Source organism: Alistipes onderdonkii (assembly GCF_025145285.1).
In the GTDB taxonomy this organism is placed as follows: Bacteria; Bacteroidota; Bacteroidia; order Bacteroidales; family Rikenellaceae; genus Alistipes; species Alistipes onderdonkii.
On record NZ_CP102251.1, the window covers coordinates 2,705,125 to 2,721,922 of the forward strand.

15 protein-coding genes are annotated in these 16,798 nt (G+C 58.4%); 10 read left to right on the forward strand and 5 right to left on the reverse strand.

Features of this window, described 5'->3' with window-relative positions:
* The first annotated feature begins 560 nt into the window (after positions 1-560).
* The 4 genes from nifJ (at position 561) to NQ559_RS10915 (ending at position 6,857) form a co-directional block, all read left to right on the forward strand.
* Positions 561-4,103 (forward strand): pyruvate:ferredoxin (flavodoxin) oxidoreductase, encoded by a 3,543-nt coding sequence (gene nifJ, locus NQ559_RS10900; protein WP_018694977.1) that lies wholly within the window; start codon positions 561-563, stop codon positions 4,101-4,103.
* 189 nt (positions 4,104-4,292) lie between these two features.
* Positions 4,293-5,444: a BACON domain-containing protein gene (locus tag NQ559_RS10905; protein ID WP_026318202.1), complete on the forward strand. Its 1,152-nt coding sequence runs from the start codon at positions 4,293-4,295 to the stop codon at positions 5,442-5,444.
* A gap of 130 nt (positions 5,445-5,574) precedes the next feature.
* Complete coding sequence (locus NQ559_RS10910; RefSeq protein WP_026318203.1) at positions 5,575-6,348, forward strand: S1/P1 nuclease; 774 nt, start codon at positions 5,575-5,577, stop codon at positions 6,346-6,348.
* An 80-nt stretch (positions 6,349-6,428) separates the two neighbouring features.
* Positions 6,429-6,857 carry an META domain-containing protein gene (locus NQ559_RS10915; RefSeq protein WP_026318204.1) on the forward strand — a complete coding sequence of 143 codons (429 nt, stop codon included), beginning with the start codon at positions 6,429-6,431 and terminating at the stop codon, positions 6,855-6,857.
* Positions 6,858-6,943: 86 nt separating this feature from the next.
* Here NQ559_RS10915 and NQ559_RS10920 read toward each other — a convergent pair whose 3' ends face one another.
* The 4 genes from NQ559_RS10920 to rplU all read right to left on the reverse strand — a co-directional run bounded on the left by NQ559_RS10920 (position 6,944) and on the right by rplU (position 8,768).
* Positions 6,944-7,195 carry a hypothetical protein gene (locus tag NQ559_RS10920; protein WP_018694981.1) on the reverse strand — a complete coding sequence of 84 codons (252 nt, stop codon included), beginning with the start codon at positions 7,193-7,195 and terminating at the stop codon, positions 6,944-6,946.
* A gap of 54 nt (positions 7,196-7,249) precedes the next feature.
* Positions 7,250-8,026: a serine hydrolase domain-containing protein gene (locus NQ559_RS10925; protein ID WP_018694982.1), complete on the reverse strand. Its 777-nt coding sequence runs from the start codon at positions 8,024-8,026 to the stop codon at positions 7,250-7,252.
* A gap of 150 nt (positions 8,027-8,176) precedes the next feature.
* On the reverse strand, positions 8,177-8,437 hold the full coding sequence (rpmA, locus tag NQ559_RS10930) for a 50S ribosomal protein L27 (RefSeq protein ID WP_009598768.1): 261 nt from the start codon (positions 8,435-8,437) through the stop codon (positions 8,177-8,179).
* Between the two features lie 19 nt (positions 8,438-8,456).
* The gene (rplU, locus tag NQ559_RS10935) at positions 8,457-8,768 is read right to left on the reverse strand and encodes a 50S ribosomal protein L21 (protein WP_009598864.1); all 312 of its coding nucleotides are present in this window, start codon (positions 8,766-8,768) and stop codon (positions 8,457-8,459) included.
* Between the two features lie 318 nt (positions 8,769-9,086).
* On the opposite strand from rplU, the gene NQ559_RS10940 reads away from it, so the two are divergent.
* Positions 9,087-9,938, forward strand: coding sequence for a 3'(2'),5'-bisphosphate nucleotidase CysQ family protein (locus tag NQ559_RS10940; RefSeq protein WP_018694983.1), 852 nt, complete (start codon positions 9,087-9,089; stop codon positions 9,936-9,938).
* 145 nt (positions 9,939-10,083) lie between these two features.
* Positions 10,084-11,286 (forward strand): leucine-rich repeat domain-containing protein, encoded by a 1,203-nt coding sequence (locus NQ559_RS10945; protein ID WP_032135016.1) that lies wholly within the window; start codon positions 10,084-10,086, stop codon positions 11,284-11,286.
* Between the two features lie 17 nt (positions 11,287-11,303).
* Here NQ559_RS10945 and NQ559_RS10950 read toward each other — a convergent pair whose 3' ends face one another.
* Positions 11,304-11,576 carry a hypothetical protein gene (locus NQ559_RS10950; RefSeq protein WP_026318205.1) on the reverse strand — a complete coding sequence of 91 codons (273 nt, stop codon included), beginning with the start codon at positions 11,574-11,576 and terminating at the stop codon, positions 11,304-11,306.
* A 137-nt stretch (positions 11,577-11,713) separates the two neighbouring features.
* Here NQ559_RS10950 and trkA point away from each other — a divergent pair, with 137 nt between their 5' ends.
* From trkA to NQ559_RS10970, 4 genes are all read left to right on the forward strand, one after another.
* Positions 11,714-13,054: a Trk system potassium transporter TrkA gene (trkA, locus tag NQ559_RS10955; protein ID WP_018694987.1), complete on the forward strand. Its 1,341-nt coding sequence runs from the start codon at positions 11,714-11,716 to the stop codon at positions 13,052-13,054.
* Positions 13,055-13,123: 69 nt separating this feature from the next.
* A complete protein-coding gene (locus NQ559_RS10960) occupies positions 13,124-14,596 on the forward strand; it encodes a GH3 auxin-responsive promoter family protein (RefSeq protein ID WP_018694988.1) in 1,473 nt (490 codons plus the stop codon).
* 109 nt (positions 14,597-14,705) lie between these two features.
* Entirely contained in the window at positions 14,706-15,320 is a 615-nt protein-coding gene (locus NQ559_RS10965) for a deoxynucleoside kinase (RefSeq protein ID WP_018694989.1), read from the forward strand.
* 6 nt (positions 15,321-15,326) lie between these two features.
* Positions 15,327-16,796 (forward strand): methyltransferase RsmF C-terminal domain-like protein, encoded by a 1,470-nt coding sequence (locus tag NQ559_RS10970; protein WP_018694990.1) that lies wholly within the window; start codon positions 15,327-15,329, stop codon positions 16,794-16,796.
* The last annotated feature ends 2 nt before the right edge of the window (positions 16,797-16,798 follow it).

The window sequence follows — 16,798 nt, forward strand, 5'->3', positions numbered from 1 at the left end:
TTGTGGGATAACAAAAAATTTACCAGATTTTAGAGCCCCAATACTATCGTTTATACACGATGATATGTAAAGAACGAATTATGGAACAAAATTAGGAAAAAAATCCCGATTTGCAATCCCCGCGCCCGAACAACCTATTCATAGGCCTTTATTTCCCAGTGTTTCGCCGCGTAAAATTTGTTGACGGCCAAATTTTTACCTATATTTTTCCGCCGTGCCGCGCCCGGGAGAAAAAATCCGCCGTTTTTCCGGCCCGGGATTTGCCCTGCCGGCTGGGATGGCGCTCCGGATGCCTGCGGGGCCTGTCCGGATTGCGTCAGAGGGGGCGTGCCGGGTAATCCGCTATCGGATAATAAGTTCGGCAACTCGGTGATTATCCGTGAGTTCGCTGTTAAAAAAATAACAACGAGGTTGTTATTCCAATAACATTCCGAATGGTGAAAAAACCGGGTGATTTGTCAGAAAATCGGACTGGTTTTTCCGCCGGAATTGTTATCTTTGCAACGCATTTTGTCCCGAATCCAGGAAAAACACACAATATCATCTAAAATTTTAACAAAATGGCAGAAAAGAAATTTATCACTTGTGATGGTAACTACGCTGCGGCACATGTTGCATACATGTTCTCGGAAGTTGCGGCGATCTATCCCATCACGCCGTCGTCGACCATGGCCGAACTCGTGGACGAGTGGGCCGCCCAGGGTCGCAAGAATATTTTCGGCGAAACGGTGAAAGTTGTCGAGATGCAGTCCGAAGCCGGTGCCGCAGGCGCCGTGCACGGTTCGCTGCAGAGCGGTGCCCTGACGTCGACGTTCACCGCGTCGCAGGGTTTGCTGCTGATGATCCCCAATATGTATAAGATCTCCGGCGAATTGCTGCCGGGCGTGTTCCACGTCTCGGCGCGTGCGCTGGCCGCACAGTCGCTGTCGATTTTCGGAGACCACCAGGACGTCATGGCCACCCGCCAGACCGGGTTCGCCATGCTGGCCACCTCGTCGGTACAGGAGGTGATGGATCTGGCGGGCGTGGCGCATATCGTGTCGCTCAAATCGCGCGTGCCGTTCCTGCACTTCTTCGACGGCTTCCGTACCTCGCACGAGATCCAGAAGATCGAGCTGATCGACGAGGCCGCCCTGACCGCCATGCTCGACCGCGATGCGCTGGCTGAGTTCCGCCGGCGGGCGCTCAACCCCGAGCATCCCGTCACCCGCGGTACGGCGCAGAACCCCGACATCTATTTCCAGACCCGCGAGGCCGCCAACCGTTTCTATGACGCCGTGCCCGACATGGTTGCCGAGGCGATGCGCGAGATTTCGAAGATCACCGGCCGCGAGTACAAGCCGTTCGTATACTACGGGGCAGAAGATGCCGAGCATGTCGTCGTGGCGATGGGTTCGGTGACGGAAACCCTCAGGGAGACGGTCGACTACCTGAACGCCCGTGGCGGGAAGGTGGGCGTCGTGACGGTACACCTCTACCGCCCGTTCTCGGTGAAATACCTGGGCGAGGTGCTGCCCGAAACGGTGAAGCGCATCTGCGTGCTCGACCGAACGAAGGAACCGGGTGCCAACGGCGACCCGCTCTACCTGGATGTCGTCGAGGCATTCGCCAACTGCAAGGATATTCCGGCCGACCGCAAACCGCTCATCATCGGCGGCCGCTACGGCCTTTCGTCCAAAGACACCACGCCGGCGCAGATGCTGGCCGTGTTCGCCAACCTCGGGGCCAACGAGCCCAAGAACCAGTTTACGGTGGGCATCGTGGACGACGTGACCTTCCGCTCGCTGCCCGTGGGCGAGGAGATTTCGCTCGCCAAGCCCGGTACGTTCGAGGCGCTGTTCTTCGGCCTGGGGGCGGACGGTACGGTAGGCGCCAACAAGAACTCGATCAAGATCATCGGCGGCACGACGAACAAATATTGCCAGGCATACTTCTCGTACGACTCGAAGAAGTCGGGCGGTTACACCTCGTCGCACCTGCGTTTCGGCGACCTGCCGATCACTTCGCCCTACCTGGTCACCACGCCCGACTTCGTGGCCTGCCACGTGCCTTCGTACGTCGACAAGTACGACGTGCTGAAAGGGCTGAAAGCCGGCGGTTCGTTCCTGCTCAACTCGGTGCACGACGCGGCTACCACCTGCGCTACGCTGCCCGACCATATGAAAGCCTATCTGGCCAAGAACAAGATCAATTTCTATATCATCAACGCCACGAAGATCGCCGCCGAGCTTGGGCTGGGTTCGCGTACGAATACCATCATGCAGTCGGCATTCTTCAAGATCGCCAACGTCATCCCGTTCGACAAGGCTGTCGACGAGATGAAGCATGCCATCCTGAAATCCTACGGCAAGAAGGGCGAGGACATCGTCAACATGAACTATGCGGCCGTCGACGCCGGAGGCAACGCCGTGGTCAAGGTCGAGGTGCCGGCCGAATGGGCGCAGATCGACGACAAGGGCTTCGCACACGTCTCTGACGCTTCGTGTCCCGAATTCGTGCGCAAGATCGTCGAGCCGATCAACGGGCTGAAGGGCGACGACCTGCCGGTATCGGCTTTCACGGGCCGTGAGGACGGTACGTGGGAGAACGGCACGGCCGCCTACGAGAAGCGCGGCATCGCCGTGAATGTTCCCGAGTGGAAGATCGAGAACTGTATCCAGTGCAACCAGTGCGCCTATGTCTGCCCGCACGCCGTGATCCGTCCGTTCCTCGCGACGGAGGCCGAGGCTGCCGCATCGGGCGTGGAATGGAAGCAGGGGCTGGGCGAGACCAAGGAGTACAAGTTCCGCATCCAGATCTCGCCGCTCGACTGTACGGGCTGCTCGAACTGCGTCGACGTCTGCCCGGCCAAGGAGAAGGCGCTGGTAATGCGTCCTCTGGAGGAGCAGATGCCCCAGCAGAAGAACTGGGACTACATCACCAAGCATATCGGCTACAAGCAGGTCGTCGACAAGACCAAGTCGGTGAAGAACCTCCAGTTCGCACAGCCGCTGTTCGAGTTCTCGGGCGCCTGCGCCGGTTGCGGCGAGACCCCCTATATCAAGGCTATCTCGCAGCTGTTCGGCGACAAGATGATGGTTGCCAACGCCACGGGCTGTACCTCGATCTATTCGGGTTCGGCACCGTCGACCCCGTACTGCACCAACGACAAGGGCCAGGGCCCGGCATGGGCGAACTCGCTTTTCGAGGACAACGCCGAATTCGGCCTGGGTATGCACCTCGGTGTCGAGAAACTCCGCGACCGTATCCAGAATACGATGGAGCAGGCTATTGCCAACTGTACGAAATGCTCCGACGAGCTGAAGGGCGTCATGCAGGAGTGGATCGCTTCGCGCGGTTCGTCGGCCAAATCGGCCGAGGTCTCGGCGCGCCTCGTCCCGATGATGGAGGCCTGCGGCTGCGATTACTGCAAGGATATCCTGGAGATGAAGGACTGGCTGGTGAAGAAGTCGCAGTGGATCATCGGCGGCGACGGCTGGGGGTACGATATCGGCTTCGGCGGTGTCGATCACGTGCTGGCATCGGGCCAGGATGTGAACATTCTGGTCGTGGATACCGAGGTTTACTCGAATACCGGCGGACAGTCGTCGAAATCGACGCCCGTGGGTGCCGTCGCCAAGTTCGCTTCGGCCGGCAAGCGTATCCGCAAGAAAGACCTCGGCGCCATCGCCATGACCTACGGCTACGTATACGTGGCGCAGGTTTCGATCGGCGCTTCGCAGATGCAGTTGTTCAACGTGCTCAAGGAGGCCGAGGCCTATCCCGGCCCGTCGCTCGTGATCGCCTATGCTCCGTGTATCAACCACGGCATCAAGGGCGGCATGACGCGCACGCAGACCGTGGGCAAGGAGGCCGTAGCCTGCGGTTACTGGCACCTGTGGCACTACAACCCGCAGCTCGAGGAGCAGGGCAAGAACCCGTTCGTGATGGACTCGAAGGAGCCCGACTGGTCGAAGTTCCGCGACTTCCTGATGAAGGAGGTGCGTTACACTTCGCTCAAAAAGTCGTTCCCGGCCGAGGCCGACGAGCTGTTCGCAGCCGCCGAGGAGAACGCCAAATGGCGTTACAACGGCTACCAGCGCCTTGCGAAGATGGAATACTAATTATATTATACGTTATGCGGAGGGCCGCGGCATTGTGCCGCGGCCCTTTTTGTATATCCGGAAAATGCTTCGTGATGAAAAAACGCGCGTTCGTTTTTGAAATCCCCCCCCCCGAGTGAATTTATTTGTCCATATAGACCTGAGAGGATAAATTTGCACACATTTGAATTACAAACAAGTATCTCACTTATGAAAAATTTTGTGCACAAAATTACCTGTGTGCTCGTCATGTGCGCTGCCACGGTAGCGTTTACGGCATGTAGCGACAGCGACAACAAGGGCGACGGCCCGGTTACCGGTACCCTCAGTGTGGAAACCGGCGCCCTGAAATTTACGAGCGGAGCCTATTCGAAGGGATTCGAGGTGGAAACCGACGGTACGGTCGGCGCGATCCAGGTCGATGTGAACTACAAGGGTGCCGAAACCGGATGGATCACCGCGAAAGTGAACGACGGCGACGTGGTGGTCACCGTGGCGCGGAATACGGGCGATGCACGTACGGCGGATGTCGTCCTGAGCGCCAAGGGCGCCGAGTCGGTGACCGTTTCCATCAGCCAGAAGGCCGTGTTCTCGTCGGATCTGGTGGGCCGGTATACGCCCTATGTTCCCGATCCCGAAAATCCGATCGCTAATTTCTTCATCAACCCCGTATATGCTGATATGGATCCGGAAAAGGTGCCGCAGATCGACATGGGTTTCCTTTTCCCCGGATTTATCATGCCCGTTACCACCGTCACCGGTCTGGCCAACCAGCTCGTGGGGATGATGTATGGCGGCGGCCTCACCTATTTCGATTTCAAGGACGACGGGACGATCGGCGCGGGTTACCGCGACATGCTCGGGTTCGACATGAATGCCGGCCCTACGTTTGGCTCCGAGGTCGAATTCCCCAATGCCGAGACGCTGGAGGTGCTGCCTGTCGATGCGATTACCTATTACACCAAGGACGGCAAGGTCTATTTCGCCATCGACAAGGAGTACCTGACCTATATCGGCCAGGCGGAGCTCGAAATGAACCTGCCCCAGATCATCGACGCCCTGCTGGCGCAGTATCCGGGCCTGGGGATCGAAGCGACCGACGATTACTATGCCATCCCGCTCAAGTACGCGGTCAAGGACGGCGTTACGACGCTGAAGGTCGACAAGGAGATGATGATGCCTTACATGCCGCTGATTACTTCGCTGGTCGATGCTTTCCTCCCCGACGGGGATATCGAGGTGTCGCTCGACCCCGAATCCGACCCGATGAAGATCCCGGCAAAGGCGTTGGTCAACTCGTTGCTCGATGCGCTCTTCAACCAGAGCCAATCCATCGAGATCGGCATCGGCCTTACGAAATAGGCGGACACGATAACAAACCCTTTCCAGGCAGGTTGCGGAAACTCCGCAATCTGCTTTTTTTCTTTTGTAATCTTGTCTGTCCGAATAATATTTCCTATTTTTGCTTTCGGTAACCTAAAATGAATCAATTATGAAGAAAAGTTTTCTTTTGTTGGCTGCAATGCTCCTTTGCTATTGTGGTACGGCATTCGGCTGGGGCAAGTCGGGGCATGACGCCATCGCTTATATCGCCGAGTGCAACCTGACGCCCAAGGCCAGGAAGAACATCGAGAAATACCTCGACGGCCGTTCGATCGTCTATTATGCCTCGTGGATGGATGTGTACCGCCATACGCCGGCTTACAAGGTGACTTCGGGCTGGCACGGCGATACGGTCGACGCCGACGGAAAGTACGTTCCCAACGCAAAGGGCGATGCGGTGCAGTGCATCGAGGAGGCGATCGCCAGGCTGAAGGATTACCGCAGCCTGGACGATTCGACGGTGCTGGTGTCGATCAAATACCTCGTGCACCTGGTGGGCGACATGCATTGCCCCGTGCACGTGAAATACCCTTGGTATAAGAATTTCAAGTTCGACCTGAACGGGAGGCCCAGCGAATTCCATAGTTTTTGGGACAGCGGGGTGCTCGACCTGAACCATCGCTGGGGGTACGTGGAGTATCGTCACCAGTTGGATCGCCTTACGAAGAAGCAGATTCGTGCCGTCGTTGCCGGGACGCCCCGCGACTGGCTCGAAGAGAGCGCCCGGGATTGCCGCGTGATTTACGAGTGGACGAAGCCCGGCCAGAAGTTTACCAAGAACGAGGCCCGCGACCTGCTCAACACGGTACATCCGTTCGCCGAGGAGCAAATCCTCAAGGCGGGCTACCGTTTGGCCGCCGTGCTTAACCAATTATTCGGTTAATTTTGTAATTTTGCAGGCGTGAGGCGGTTTTGTGCGATTCTTGCAGGGGCCGTCATGTTATTAATTCTTACAGGTACGTTATGAAAAAGTATTTTGCAGCCGCAGCGCTGCTCATGATGATGGCCGCCTGCGGGAGCGCCGGCCAGGACAAGAAGCTCGAAGGCACGACATGGAAACTCGCCAGGATGGAGGCGATCCCTGCCGCGGCCGTCGGCAAGGAGGCCGATTTCTTCACCCTGGAGTTCAACGCCGCCGATACGATGGTCGCAGGGCGTACGAACTGCAACCGTTTCTTCGGCAAGTATGAGCTCAAAGGCAAGGAGCTCGAACTCAAAAACCTGGGCATGACCCGCATGGCCTGCCCAGACATGCAGTACGAGGATGCCTTCGTCAAGATGCTCGACGAGGTCGACCGATTCGAGATCAAGGGGGCGGAGCTGACCCTCTTCGACGACCATAAGGCACTGGCCGTGTTCAAGGCCGTCGAAAAAGAGCCTGCGAAGAAATAAACCCGTCCCGTTTACCGGGAAATGAAACGGGCAGGATGGTAAATCCTGCCCGTTTCTATTTGTAGCCGTAAGGGTGCCGCGCTGGCTCAGTCGAGAGCCGGCAACAGATATTTCCAGATCAGGTCGAGCTGTGTCCCGCCCCGATCCGTATATTCCGTGACGACGACCACGGCATCCTGCCGGGGGGCTACGACGATATATTGCCCGTAGGCACCGTCTGCCCGGTAACAACCGTCGAGCGAACGCCACAACTGGTATCCGTAACCCTGGGCCCATTGGCTTGTGGCACGCAGTGTGGCGACCTGGTCGGCCGGCGTACCGGGACTGATGTTCGACACCTGCTCCCGGGTGGCTTCCCCGACCCACCATGCCGGGAGAATCCGTTTGCCCTCCTACATGCCGTTTTGCAGCAGGAGCTGGCCAATTTTGGCCATGTCTTCCGTTTTCAGGAAAAGTCCCCAGCCGCCGCAGTTGATGCCCTGCGGCGATTCCTGCCATTTGATCCCGCCGATGCCCAGCGGGCGGAACAACCGGGGCGTCAGATAGTCGCAGACCTTTTGGCCGGAGACCCGCTGTACGATTGCCGAAAGCATGTAGGATGCGAGGTTGTTGTATACGAAGACCTTGCCGGGTGCATGGACGACCGGGTAGGAAAGAAACTGTCCGACCCAGTCCTCGTCGCTCGAACGCACCAGGTCGAGGCGGTCGCGGTCGTGCCCGCACGACATGCTCAGCAGGTGGCGCACCTCCATATTTTTCAGGTTCCCGCTCACCGAGTCCGGCAGCTTGTCCGGAAAGAACGAAATGACCTTGTCGTCGAGGCTGAGCCGTCCTTCGCCGATAGCGATGGCGACAGCCAGCGAATTGACGGTCTTGCTGACCGAATAGACGTATTGGGGCTTTCCGGGTGCGCCTTCGTGCATCCATCTCTCTGCGACCACGTCTCCGTGGTGGAGAATCATCAGGCTGTGCTGTTCGATCCCGGCTTTTTCTACTTCGGACAGGTACTGCCGTACGGCTGCCCTGAGGGCGGCATCCGCCTGTCGCCGGGGCAGGGGGTGTCCGTTTTCGCCCGCGGCCGGGTACTCGGCCGACGGATTGACTGCATGTGCGCCTACGGGCAGGGCGCAGACGATGCAGAAAAGGGATAAAAGGAGGAGCTTATTCATGGGTAGTACGTGTTTTACAGGATAAAGATAGGGAAAATTATGCAAAAATCTGGAGCCGGAGGTGTTTGCCGCCGAGAACGGCAGGGTGCCGGAAAACACAAGCGGCCTCCCGAAAGGGGAAGCCGCTTGTGGGTGTTTCTTATGGAACGTTTACTCGCTCAGGGGAGTTACGCTCACGTACGATTTGCCTGCGCCTTTCTTGCAGAATTCGACGGTGCCGTCTACAAGGGCGAAGAGCGTGTGGTCTTTACCGATACCCACGTTTTCACCGGGGTTGTGAACCGTGCCGCGCTGACGAACGATAATGTTGCCCGCCTTTGCGAACTGCCCACCGAATAGTTTGACGCCGAGTCGCTTGCTTTCCGACTCGCGGCCGTTCTTCGAACTACCTACACCTTTCTTGTGTGCCATTTCTCTTCAGTTTTAAAGGTTATGCAACAATTTCCTCGACAAGGACCTGTGTCAGATACTGACGGTGGCCGTTGCACTTCTGATATCCCGTTCTGCGCTTTTTCTTGAAGACCAGGACTTTGTCGTCCTTCAGATGCTTCAGGATCTTGCACTTCACCGAGGCGCCTTTCACTACAGGTGCACCTACTTTGACCTGACCGTCGTTGTCTGTGAGCAGGACTTTGTCGAAACTTACGGACGAATTTTCTTCGCCCTGAAGACGGTGGACATAAAGTTTCCGACCTTTCTCAGCTTTAAATTGCTGACCTGCAATCTCTACTATAACGTACATTTAATGCGATAATATGTATTTGAACATAATTCGGAGTGCAAATATACGCATATTTATTTTATAAGCAACACCCCGCACGAATTTTTTTCGGCACAGTCGGCTCTGGCATGGTTTAGGCAGGGGCGCAGCGGACGGTGCCGCATGGCGCCGCGCTGGCGCCCGGCGACGGCGGGCGGCCCGCACCGGAGGTTTTATCTTGCGCCGAAGCTGCCCGGGGTGGTTCGGTGTGAAATAGCTGTTAAAAATTTCACAATGTCATAAATTCTTGTTACCTTTACCATGGCAACCAAAGTTTCCGAACTCAAAAAAAGAGCTACGATGATAAACGACAAGGTGAGGATGTACCTGCTGCCGCCGCTCATCAATGCGGCAGTCAGGGCCGGTGCCTCGATAATGAATGTCTATAAAAACCTCGACGATTACGATATAAGCCTCAAAGACGACAAGACGCCGATCACGCTCGCCGACCGGCTGGCGCACAAAACCATCCGCGAATACCTGGGCCCGACGCGCATCCCGATCCTGAGCGAGGAGGGGCGCGAGATGCTCTACGACGAGCGCCGCAACTGGGAGCTCTACTGGCTGGTCGACCCGCTCGACGGGACGGTCGAATTTATCAAGGGGAACAATGAATTTACGGTCAACATCGCCCTGATGGAGAACAATGTCTGCATGGGGGCGGTGATTTACGTGCCCTATTTCGAGAAGCTGTATATCGCGGGGCGGGATGCAGGCTCGTATGTCAAGGAGCATGTGGCGCCCGATTCCGGGGCGGAATATACCTACGATGAGATCGTCACCGGGTGGACGCGGCTGCCGCTCGAAAGCCAGGCCGTGCGTCCGCATCCCCGCCTGCGTGTGGCCGTGTCGCGCTCGCACCAGACGCCCGAGACCGCCGAGCATATCGCCCGCCTGCGCGAGGCGCACCCCGACCTGGAGATCGTCGAACAGGGCAGTTCGTATAAGTTCTGCCTGCTGGCCGAGGGGCGGGTCGACTATTATGTCCGCACGACGCATACCTACGAGTGGGACACGGCGGCCGGGGAGCTGATCCTCGCCGAGGCCGGCGGCCGGACGCGCACGCTGCCCGACGACGGGGTGCTGCGCTACAACGAAAAAGACCTGCGCAACCCGTGGTTCGTCTGCCGGTCGAAGTACTGCAAGATTTGACGCCGCAGCAATGCGGAACCGGTAAGTCAGGGCGGATTTGTTTCCGCCTTTTTTCGTGTGCTTGCCCCGTTGTGCTGTTTTTACTTGGAATAGTTGCACTTTCGGGCAAAAACTGTTAATTTAGATGTGTCAAAGCTTGCCTCCCATGAAAAAAATCTCCCTGTTCTGTATGCTGGGATTGTTGCTCGGCGTATCCTGTTCGAAGGAAAAAGTAAAGCCGCCCGCCATGACCGATGATACGGTGGCCGTATTCGGCGATGACGCATTCGGGGCATTTTGCCTGCGGACGTACGACCGTAACGGGGATGGTGTACTTACGGTCGGTGAAATCAAAAATGTGGTGTCGCTGGATTTTGACGATAAGGATATCCGGTCGCTGGACGGGATCGAATACTTTACCGGATTACAGTCTTTATATTGTAACCAATCTGCCGGGGGGAATCTGGTGCGACTCGATGTCAGCCGGAATGCGGAACTCAGGACTTTGTGTTGTGCGGGGAACAAACTCGAAGAACTCGTTGTGGATGGTCTCCGGAACCTAAGCCGTGTCGATTGTGCGGCCAATAACCTGGAAAAACTCGATTTGCAAAATTTACCTGTGTTGACCTTTTTGCTTTGCCGGAATAACCGGCTTTGCAACCTGGACTTTTCCGAAACTCCCGGCTTGAAATCCATAGATTGTGCGAATAACGGGATTTCCGCGCTTGATGTGAGGCCGTGCGGGGATATTACTATGATTTGGTGTGAGGGCAATGCGGGGATGCGGATCTCGCTGGATTGGCGGCAGGCACCGGGCATATTTGGTGACGACGATGTCGTTTTGGAGGTGGCCGGAGATGAAAACCTTGTCTTTGCCGATGCGGCGGTAGAGGCGGCACTGGCCGCAAGGAATTTTGATAAGAACGGGGACGGGCGGATTTCCCGCCATGAGGCGGTTTATGTCCGGGAGTTGTTCGATACCGATTGCAGCGGGTTCGAATCCCTCTCTGATTTTAGTTATCTTATCAATTTGTACTGGTGTGAGTTGGTGTGTGCGGATAAGGGGGCGTGCAAACTGCGCTCGCTGGATTCTTTTGCCCGGAACGGGCTCTTGTATAATCTGGATTTGAGGAACCTGCCGGTGGCAGCTGTCGATTTGTCGAGATATCCTGCTTTGAAATACGTGAGGATGTCGGGCTGCGATGTGGAGGAGCTCGATGTGAGCGGGTTGCAATATTTGGAAAGCCTGGTCTGTGACAATTCGCCCGTCTTGAAAACCGTATTTTTCAGGAATAGTGCCCAATACGACCGGATGTCATGGATCAACCTTGATAAGCACATCCTGATAAGGTTCAAGGAGAGCGATTGATATGAAAAAGAGGAGCGTCACTCCTCTTTTTTCGTTGTCTGTTCGATGTCGCATGCCGAGCAGTTGCCCGAACAGCCCGCGGCAGAATGCGTATCGGAGCAGCCGGCGCTGCCGTCCGCTTCGCGCGTTTCGTGCACGGCGCACTTGATGCCCAGCCGCTGCATGTTCTTGTTGGTCGATATTTCCGAGTCGATATGGTGCCCCTTGATTATCAGCGTCAGCGACATGCCCACTACGAAGAGGGCTACGGCGCCGAGGGCGAAGAGGAAAACGATTAACCACGTTGGCATGACGATATAGGTATTTTTATGTGCTGAAATTTTGGCTTTCGGCCACAAATGTATACATTTGTAAGATAAATTGCAAAAATGCTGCCTTATCCTGTCGGCGGGCGGCGCTGAAACGAAACGACAACAGACGCAATACTATGAAAATCGTGATAGCGGGTGCGGGCGAGATGGGGAGCCATCTGGCGAAAATGCTCAGTGGCAACGGCCACGACATTACCATCATCGACGCCGACCAGAAGTTGCTTTCCGACGTGGGGAGCCTTGCCGACGTGATTTCGGTCGAGGGCGATTCGACGACCTTCGCCGTGCTCCGCAAGGCGCAGGTGCGCAAGTGCGACCTGTTCATCGCCGTGAACCACGTGGAGAACGACAATGTCGTGGCGGCGATGCTGGCCAAGAAGCTCGGGGCCAAAAAAGCCATTGCCCGCATCGACAACAACGAATACCTGGAACCCAACAACAAGGAGATGTTCATCGACATGGGCATCGACTACCTGTTCTACCCCGAGAAGGTTGCGGCCAGCGAGGTCATCAACCTCCTGGGGCATACCTCGACCACGGAGTTCGTCGATTTTTCGAGCGGTAAGCTCTCGCTGGTGGTTTTTCACCTGGAGCCGACCTCGCCCCTCGTGGGCAAGCCGCTGGAAGGGTTCGATGACGACGAGGCCCCGCTGAGCTACCGCACGGTGGCCATCACGCGCGGCGGGCAGACGATCATCCCGCGCCGCGGCGAATTGTTCATGGAGGGCGACGCGATCTATGTGATCGCCCGCCAGGATGCCGTGAAACAGGTCATGGAGTTCTCGGGACAGTCGAACATCGAGATCAAGAACATGATGATTCTGGGCGGGTCGCGCATCGGCATCCGCATCGCCACGGAGTTGCAGGACGAGGTAAACATCAAGCTCATCGACTACAACGCCGAGAAGGCCTACCGGCTGGCGGAGATGCTCGAAAGGACCCTCATCATCAACGAGGACGGCCGTAACACCGAGGCCATGATGGAAGAGGGGCTTTCGAACATGGACGCCTTCGTGGCCGTGACGGGGCGCAGCGAGACCAACATCCTCGCGGCGATGCTCGCCAAGCGCATGGGCGTCAAGAAGGTGATCGCCGAGGTCGAGAACCTCAATTACATCAACCTGGCCGAGTCGATCGGCATCGACACGATCATCAACAAGAAACTGGTGACGGCGTCGAACATCTTCCGCTTCACGATGTCGACCGACGTGCAGGCCATCAAGTGCCTTACGGGCAGCGACGCCGAGGTGCTGGAATTCATCGTCAAGCCCAATGCGCCGGCCGTGAAGAGCCGCATCAAAGACCTGGGGCTGCCCGAGGACACGATCATCGGCGGCATCGTGCGCGGCGACAAGGTCTTCATCGCCGTGGACAACATGGAAATCAACCCCTACGACCGCGTGGTGGTCTTCGCCATGCCTGCGTCGGTGGGCAAAGTGGGATACTTTTTTAACTGACGACGGCGCTGTCGGGCCCGGCGTGCGCCGGGCCCCGCACACCGGCGGAAAATGAAACCGAACAGACAAGTGTCGTTTAGAAGCATATTATTCAAGGCCTGGTTTTCGCAGCGCGAGCGGGCTATCGACCGTTTCCGGCGCCGTCCTGCTGAGACGCAGGAGCGTATCTTCAGGCAGTTGCTGCGCCGCGGGCGCGGGACGGAATTCGGATGGAGGTACGACCTGGGGCATGTCCGCAGCGTGGAGCAGTTCCAGTCGATGGTCGAGACGTTCGATTACGAAACTTTCAAACCCTATATCGAAAAGATGCTGGCCGGGGAGCGTAACGTCACCGCGCCGGGGCGGGTGAAGCTCTTTGCCCGCTCGTCGGGCACGACTTCCGACCGGAGCAAGTACATCCCCGTCACGGAGGAGTCGCTCTGGTGGAACCACACGCTCGGCATGCGGGACGTGGCGACGGTATTCGCGGCCAACAACCCGAAAACGAAGGTCTTCGACGGCAAGACGCTGACCCTCGGCGGGTCGTGCAGCCGCGAGGGGCGCAACCTTGTGGGTGACCTGTCGGCGGTGCTGATCCACGAAACGACGTTCTGGAGCGGCTGGTTCCGGGCGCCGCGCACCGCCACGGCGATCATCCCCGATTTCGACCGCAAGGTCGAGGCCATCTGCCGCGAGTGCACGGGCGAAAATATCACGGCCTTCGCCGGGGTGCCGTCGTGGAACCTGGCGATGATGCGCCGCGTGCTGGATTATACGGGGCGGGAGAACCTGCTCGAAGTGTGGCCCAACCTCTGCATGTTCGCCCACGGGGGCGTGGAGTTCGCCCCCTACCGCCGTTCGTTCGAGGCGCTGATCCCTTCGGAGAGGATGCAGTACATGGAGACCTACAACGCCTCGGAAGGGTTCTTCGCGCTGGCCGACGACCCGTCGCGGAGCGACATGCTGCTGATGCTCGACTACGGCAATTTCTTCGAGTTCCGCAGCGGGGATACCGTCGTGCCGCTCGAAGGCGTGGAATGCGGCAAGGTTTACGCCATGCTCATCACGTCGAACAACGGCCTGTGGCGCTACGAGATCGGCGATACGGTGGAATTCACTTCGACGAATCCCTACCGCATTCGTTTCGCGGGGCGTACGAGACAGTATATCAATGTCTTCGGTGAGGAATTGATCGTCGACAACGCCGACCGCGCACTGCTGGCCGCCTGCAACGAAACGGGGGCCGTGGTCGGGGAATATACCGTGGCGCCGTGCTACATGTCGCTGCGCGAGCGGGGCGCCCACGAATGGATCCTGGAGTTCGAGCGCGAGCCCGACAGCCGCGAGCATTTCGCCGAGGCGCTCGACCGCGAATTGCGGGCCGTGAATTCGGACTACGACGCCAAACGCCGCACGACGCTCGAGCGGCAGCGGCTGACGGTCGTCGGCCACGGCCGTTTCCTCGCGTGGATGCGTGCCCGGGGCAAGAACAAGGTGCCGCGGCTGGTCAACGACCGCCGTGTGGCCGACGAGATACTGGCGTTCGGCGGGGAAGCGAAGTGACGGCGTGTGTTGCTGCGGCGTAATGCCGTGATGCACCGCTGCGGAGCACTCCGGCGGCCGTCCGGAGCGGCCGGGCAGTATTTAAAATGTAAAACAAATATCGTATAATATGTATATAGCCATTGCAGGCAATATCGGAAGCGGGAAGACCACGCTGACCCGGATTCTGACCGAGCGTTACAACGCCAAAGCCTACCTCGAGGAGTGCAACAACCCCTACATCGGCGATTTCTACGAGGACATGAACCGCTGGTCGTTCAATTTGCAGATTTATTTCCTCGGGAGCCGCATCCAGCAGACGATGGACATGCTGGCCGACAACCGCGATTCGGGGGCGATCTTCCAGGATCGCACGATCTACGAGGATGCGCATATCTTCGCGGACAACCTCCACGAAATGGGGCTGATGGCCTCGCGCGACATCGAAACCTACATGAAACTGTTCCGGCTGATGACCACGCTCATCCCCAAGCCCGACCTGCTGATCTACCTCAAGGCGAGCGTGCCGACGCTCATTTCGCAGATCCGCAAGCGCGGACGCGAATACGAGATGAACATCGACGAATTATACCTCAAGCGTCTGAACGACAAGTATAACAACTGGATCGACAACATCTACGAAGGCGATGTGCTGGTCGTCGACAAAGACCATGAGGATTTCGTCTCCGACCCTACGGTGCTGGAGAAGATATGTGCGCGCCTCGATGCGCTCGAAAACAGATAGCGACGCATGACGCTGCCTGAGAAATTCGCCGCACGCGTCCTTTCGGAGCTGGGGCCGGAAGAGGGGGCGGCGCTGTGCGCCGCACTCGATACCGAGCCGCCCGTGTCCGTGCGGCTGAACCCTGCCAAATGTGCCGGTGCGGCCGAACCCGGAGCGGTGCAGGACGGCACCGGGGCGGCACCGGGAGGATACGGATCGTCGCAGGGGAGCTCCGGGACGGATGTGCCCGCCCCGCTTCCGGTTTTGCAAAACGCCGACGGCCGTGTACCCTGGTGCGCCGACGGGTATTACCTGGCGGTGCGGCCGCAGTTCACCTTCGACAGCGATTTCCATGCCGGGGCATATTACGTGCAGGAGGCGTCGTCGCAGTTCGTGGGGCGCCTGATGGGCGGAGAGGGGGTTGCGGGGAAGCGAATCCTCGACCTTTGCGCTGCCCCGGGCGGCAAGACGACGCTCTATGCCTCGCTCGCGGGGCCCGGCGGGCTGGTCGTCGCCAATGAGATCGACCGCCGCCGTGCGCAGGTACTGGCGGACAACGTCCGCAAGTGGGGTACGGGCAATGTCGCCGTGACGACCTGCGAACCCCGGCAACTGGGCGACTTCGAGGCGTGGTTCGACATGGTGGCCGTGGATGCCCCCTGCTCGGGCGAAGGGATGTTCCGCAAGGATGCACAGGCCCGCGCCGAATGGAGCGAGGGGAATGTAAAGCTCTGTGCTGCAAGGCAGGACGGGATATTACGTGAAGCATGGCGTGCGCTCAAACCCGGTGGCAGGCTGATATACAGCACCTGCACCTTCAACCGCGACGAGGACGAAGGCGCTTTGGAGCGTATGCTCGCATGGGCGGGCGACGAGGTCGCAGAGGCGGAAGACATGGCTGTCGACGGGGCGTGGGGGATCGTCTGCGGCCGGGTGGGGGCTTTCCGCACCTACCGGTTCTATCCCCACCGGGCACGCGGCGAGGGTTTTTTCGCCGCCGTGGCCTGCAAGGCTTATGATGCCGGCGGCCGTTGCCGCACCCCGAAGGCGCGGCGCACGGTATTTGCGCAGGTGGACAAGGCGTCCGCGGCGGAGCTGCGCCGTTGGGTTCGCACGCCGGAGCGGATGTGCTTCGCGGCGGTGGGCGATACCTGCTACGGATATTACGTCGCGCAGGCCGAGGCCGTGAAGGCGCTCGGCGAAGCGTTGCCCGTGATCTATGCGGGCGTGGCGATGGGGCAGCTCTTCAAGGGAAGCCTGCGGCCCGATCCGGCGCTGGCGTTCTTCTGCGGATTGAACCGCGAGGCGGTGCCCGCTGCGGAGCTGGACGAGGCGCAGGCGCTGTGTTACCTGCGCAGGCAAGGGGTCGCCGCCGGGGCGTTTTCCGAAGGGGTGAACCTGGTGTGTGCCCGCGGGCGGGCGCTCGGGTTTGCGAAGCGGATCGGTAACCGGGTGAATAACATGTACCCCAATACATTGCGAATTATTAAACGATAGAT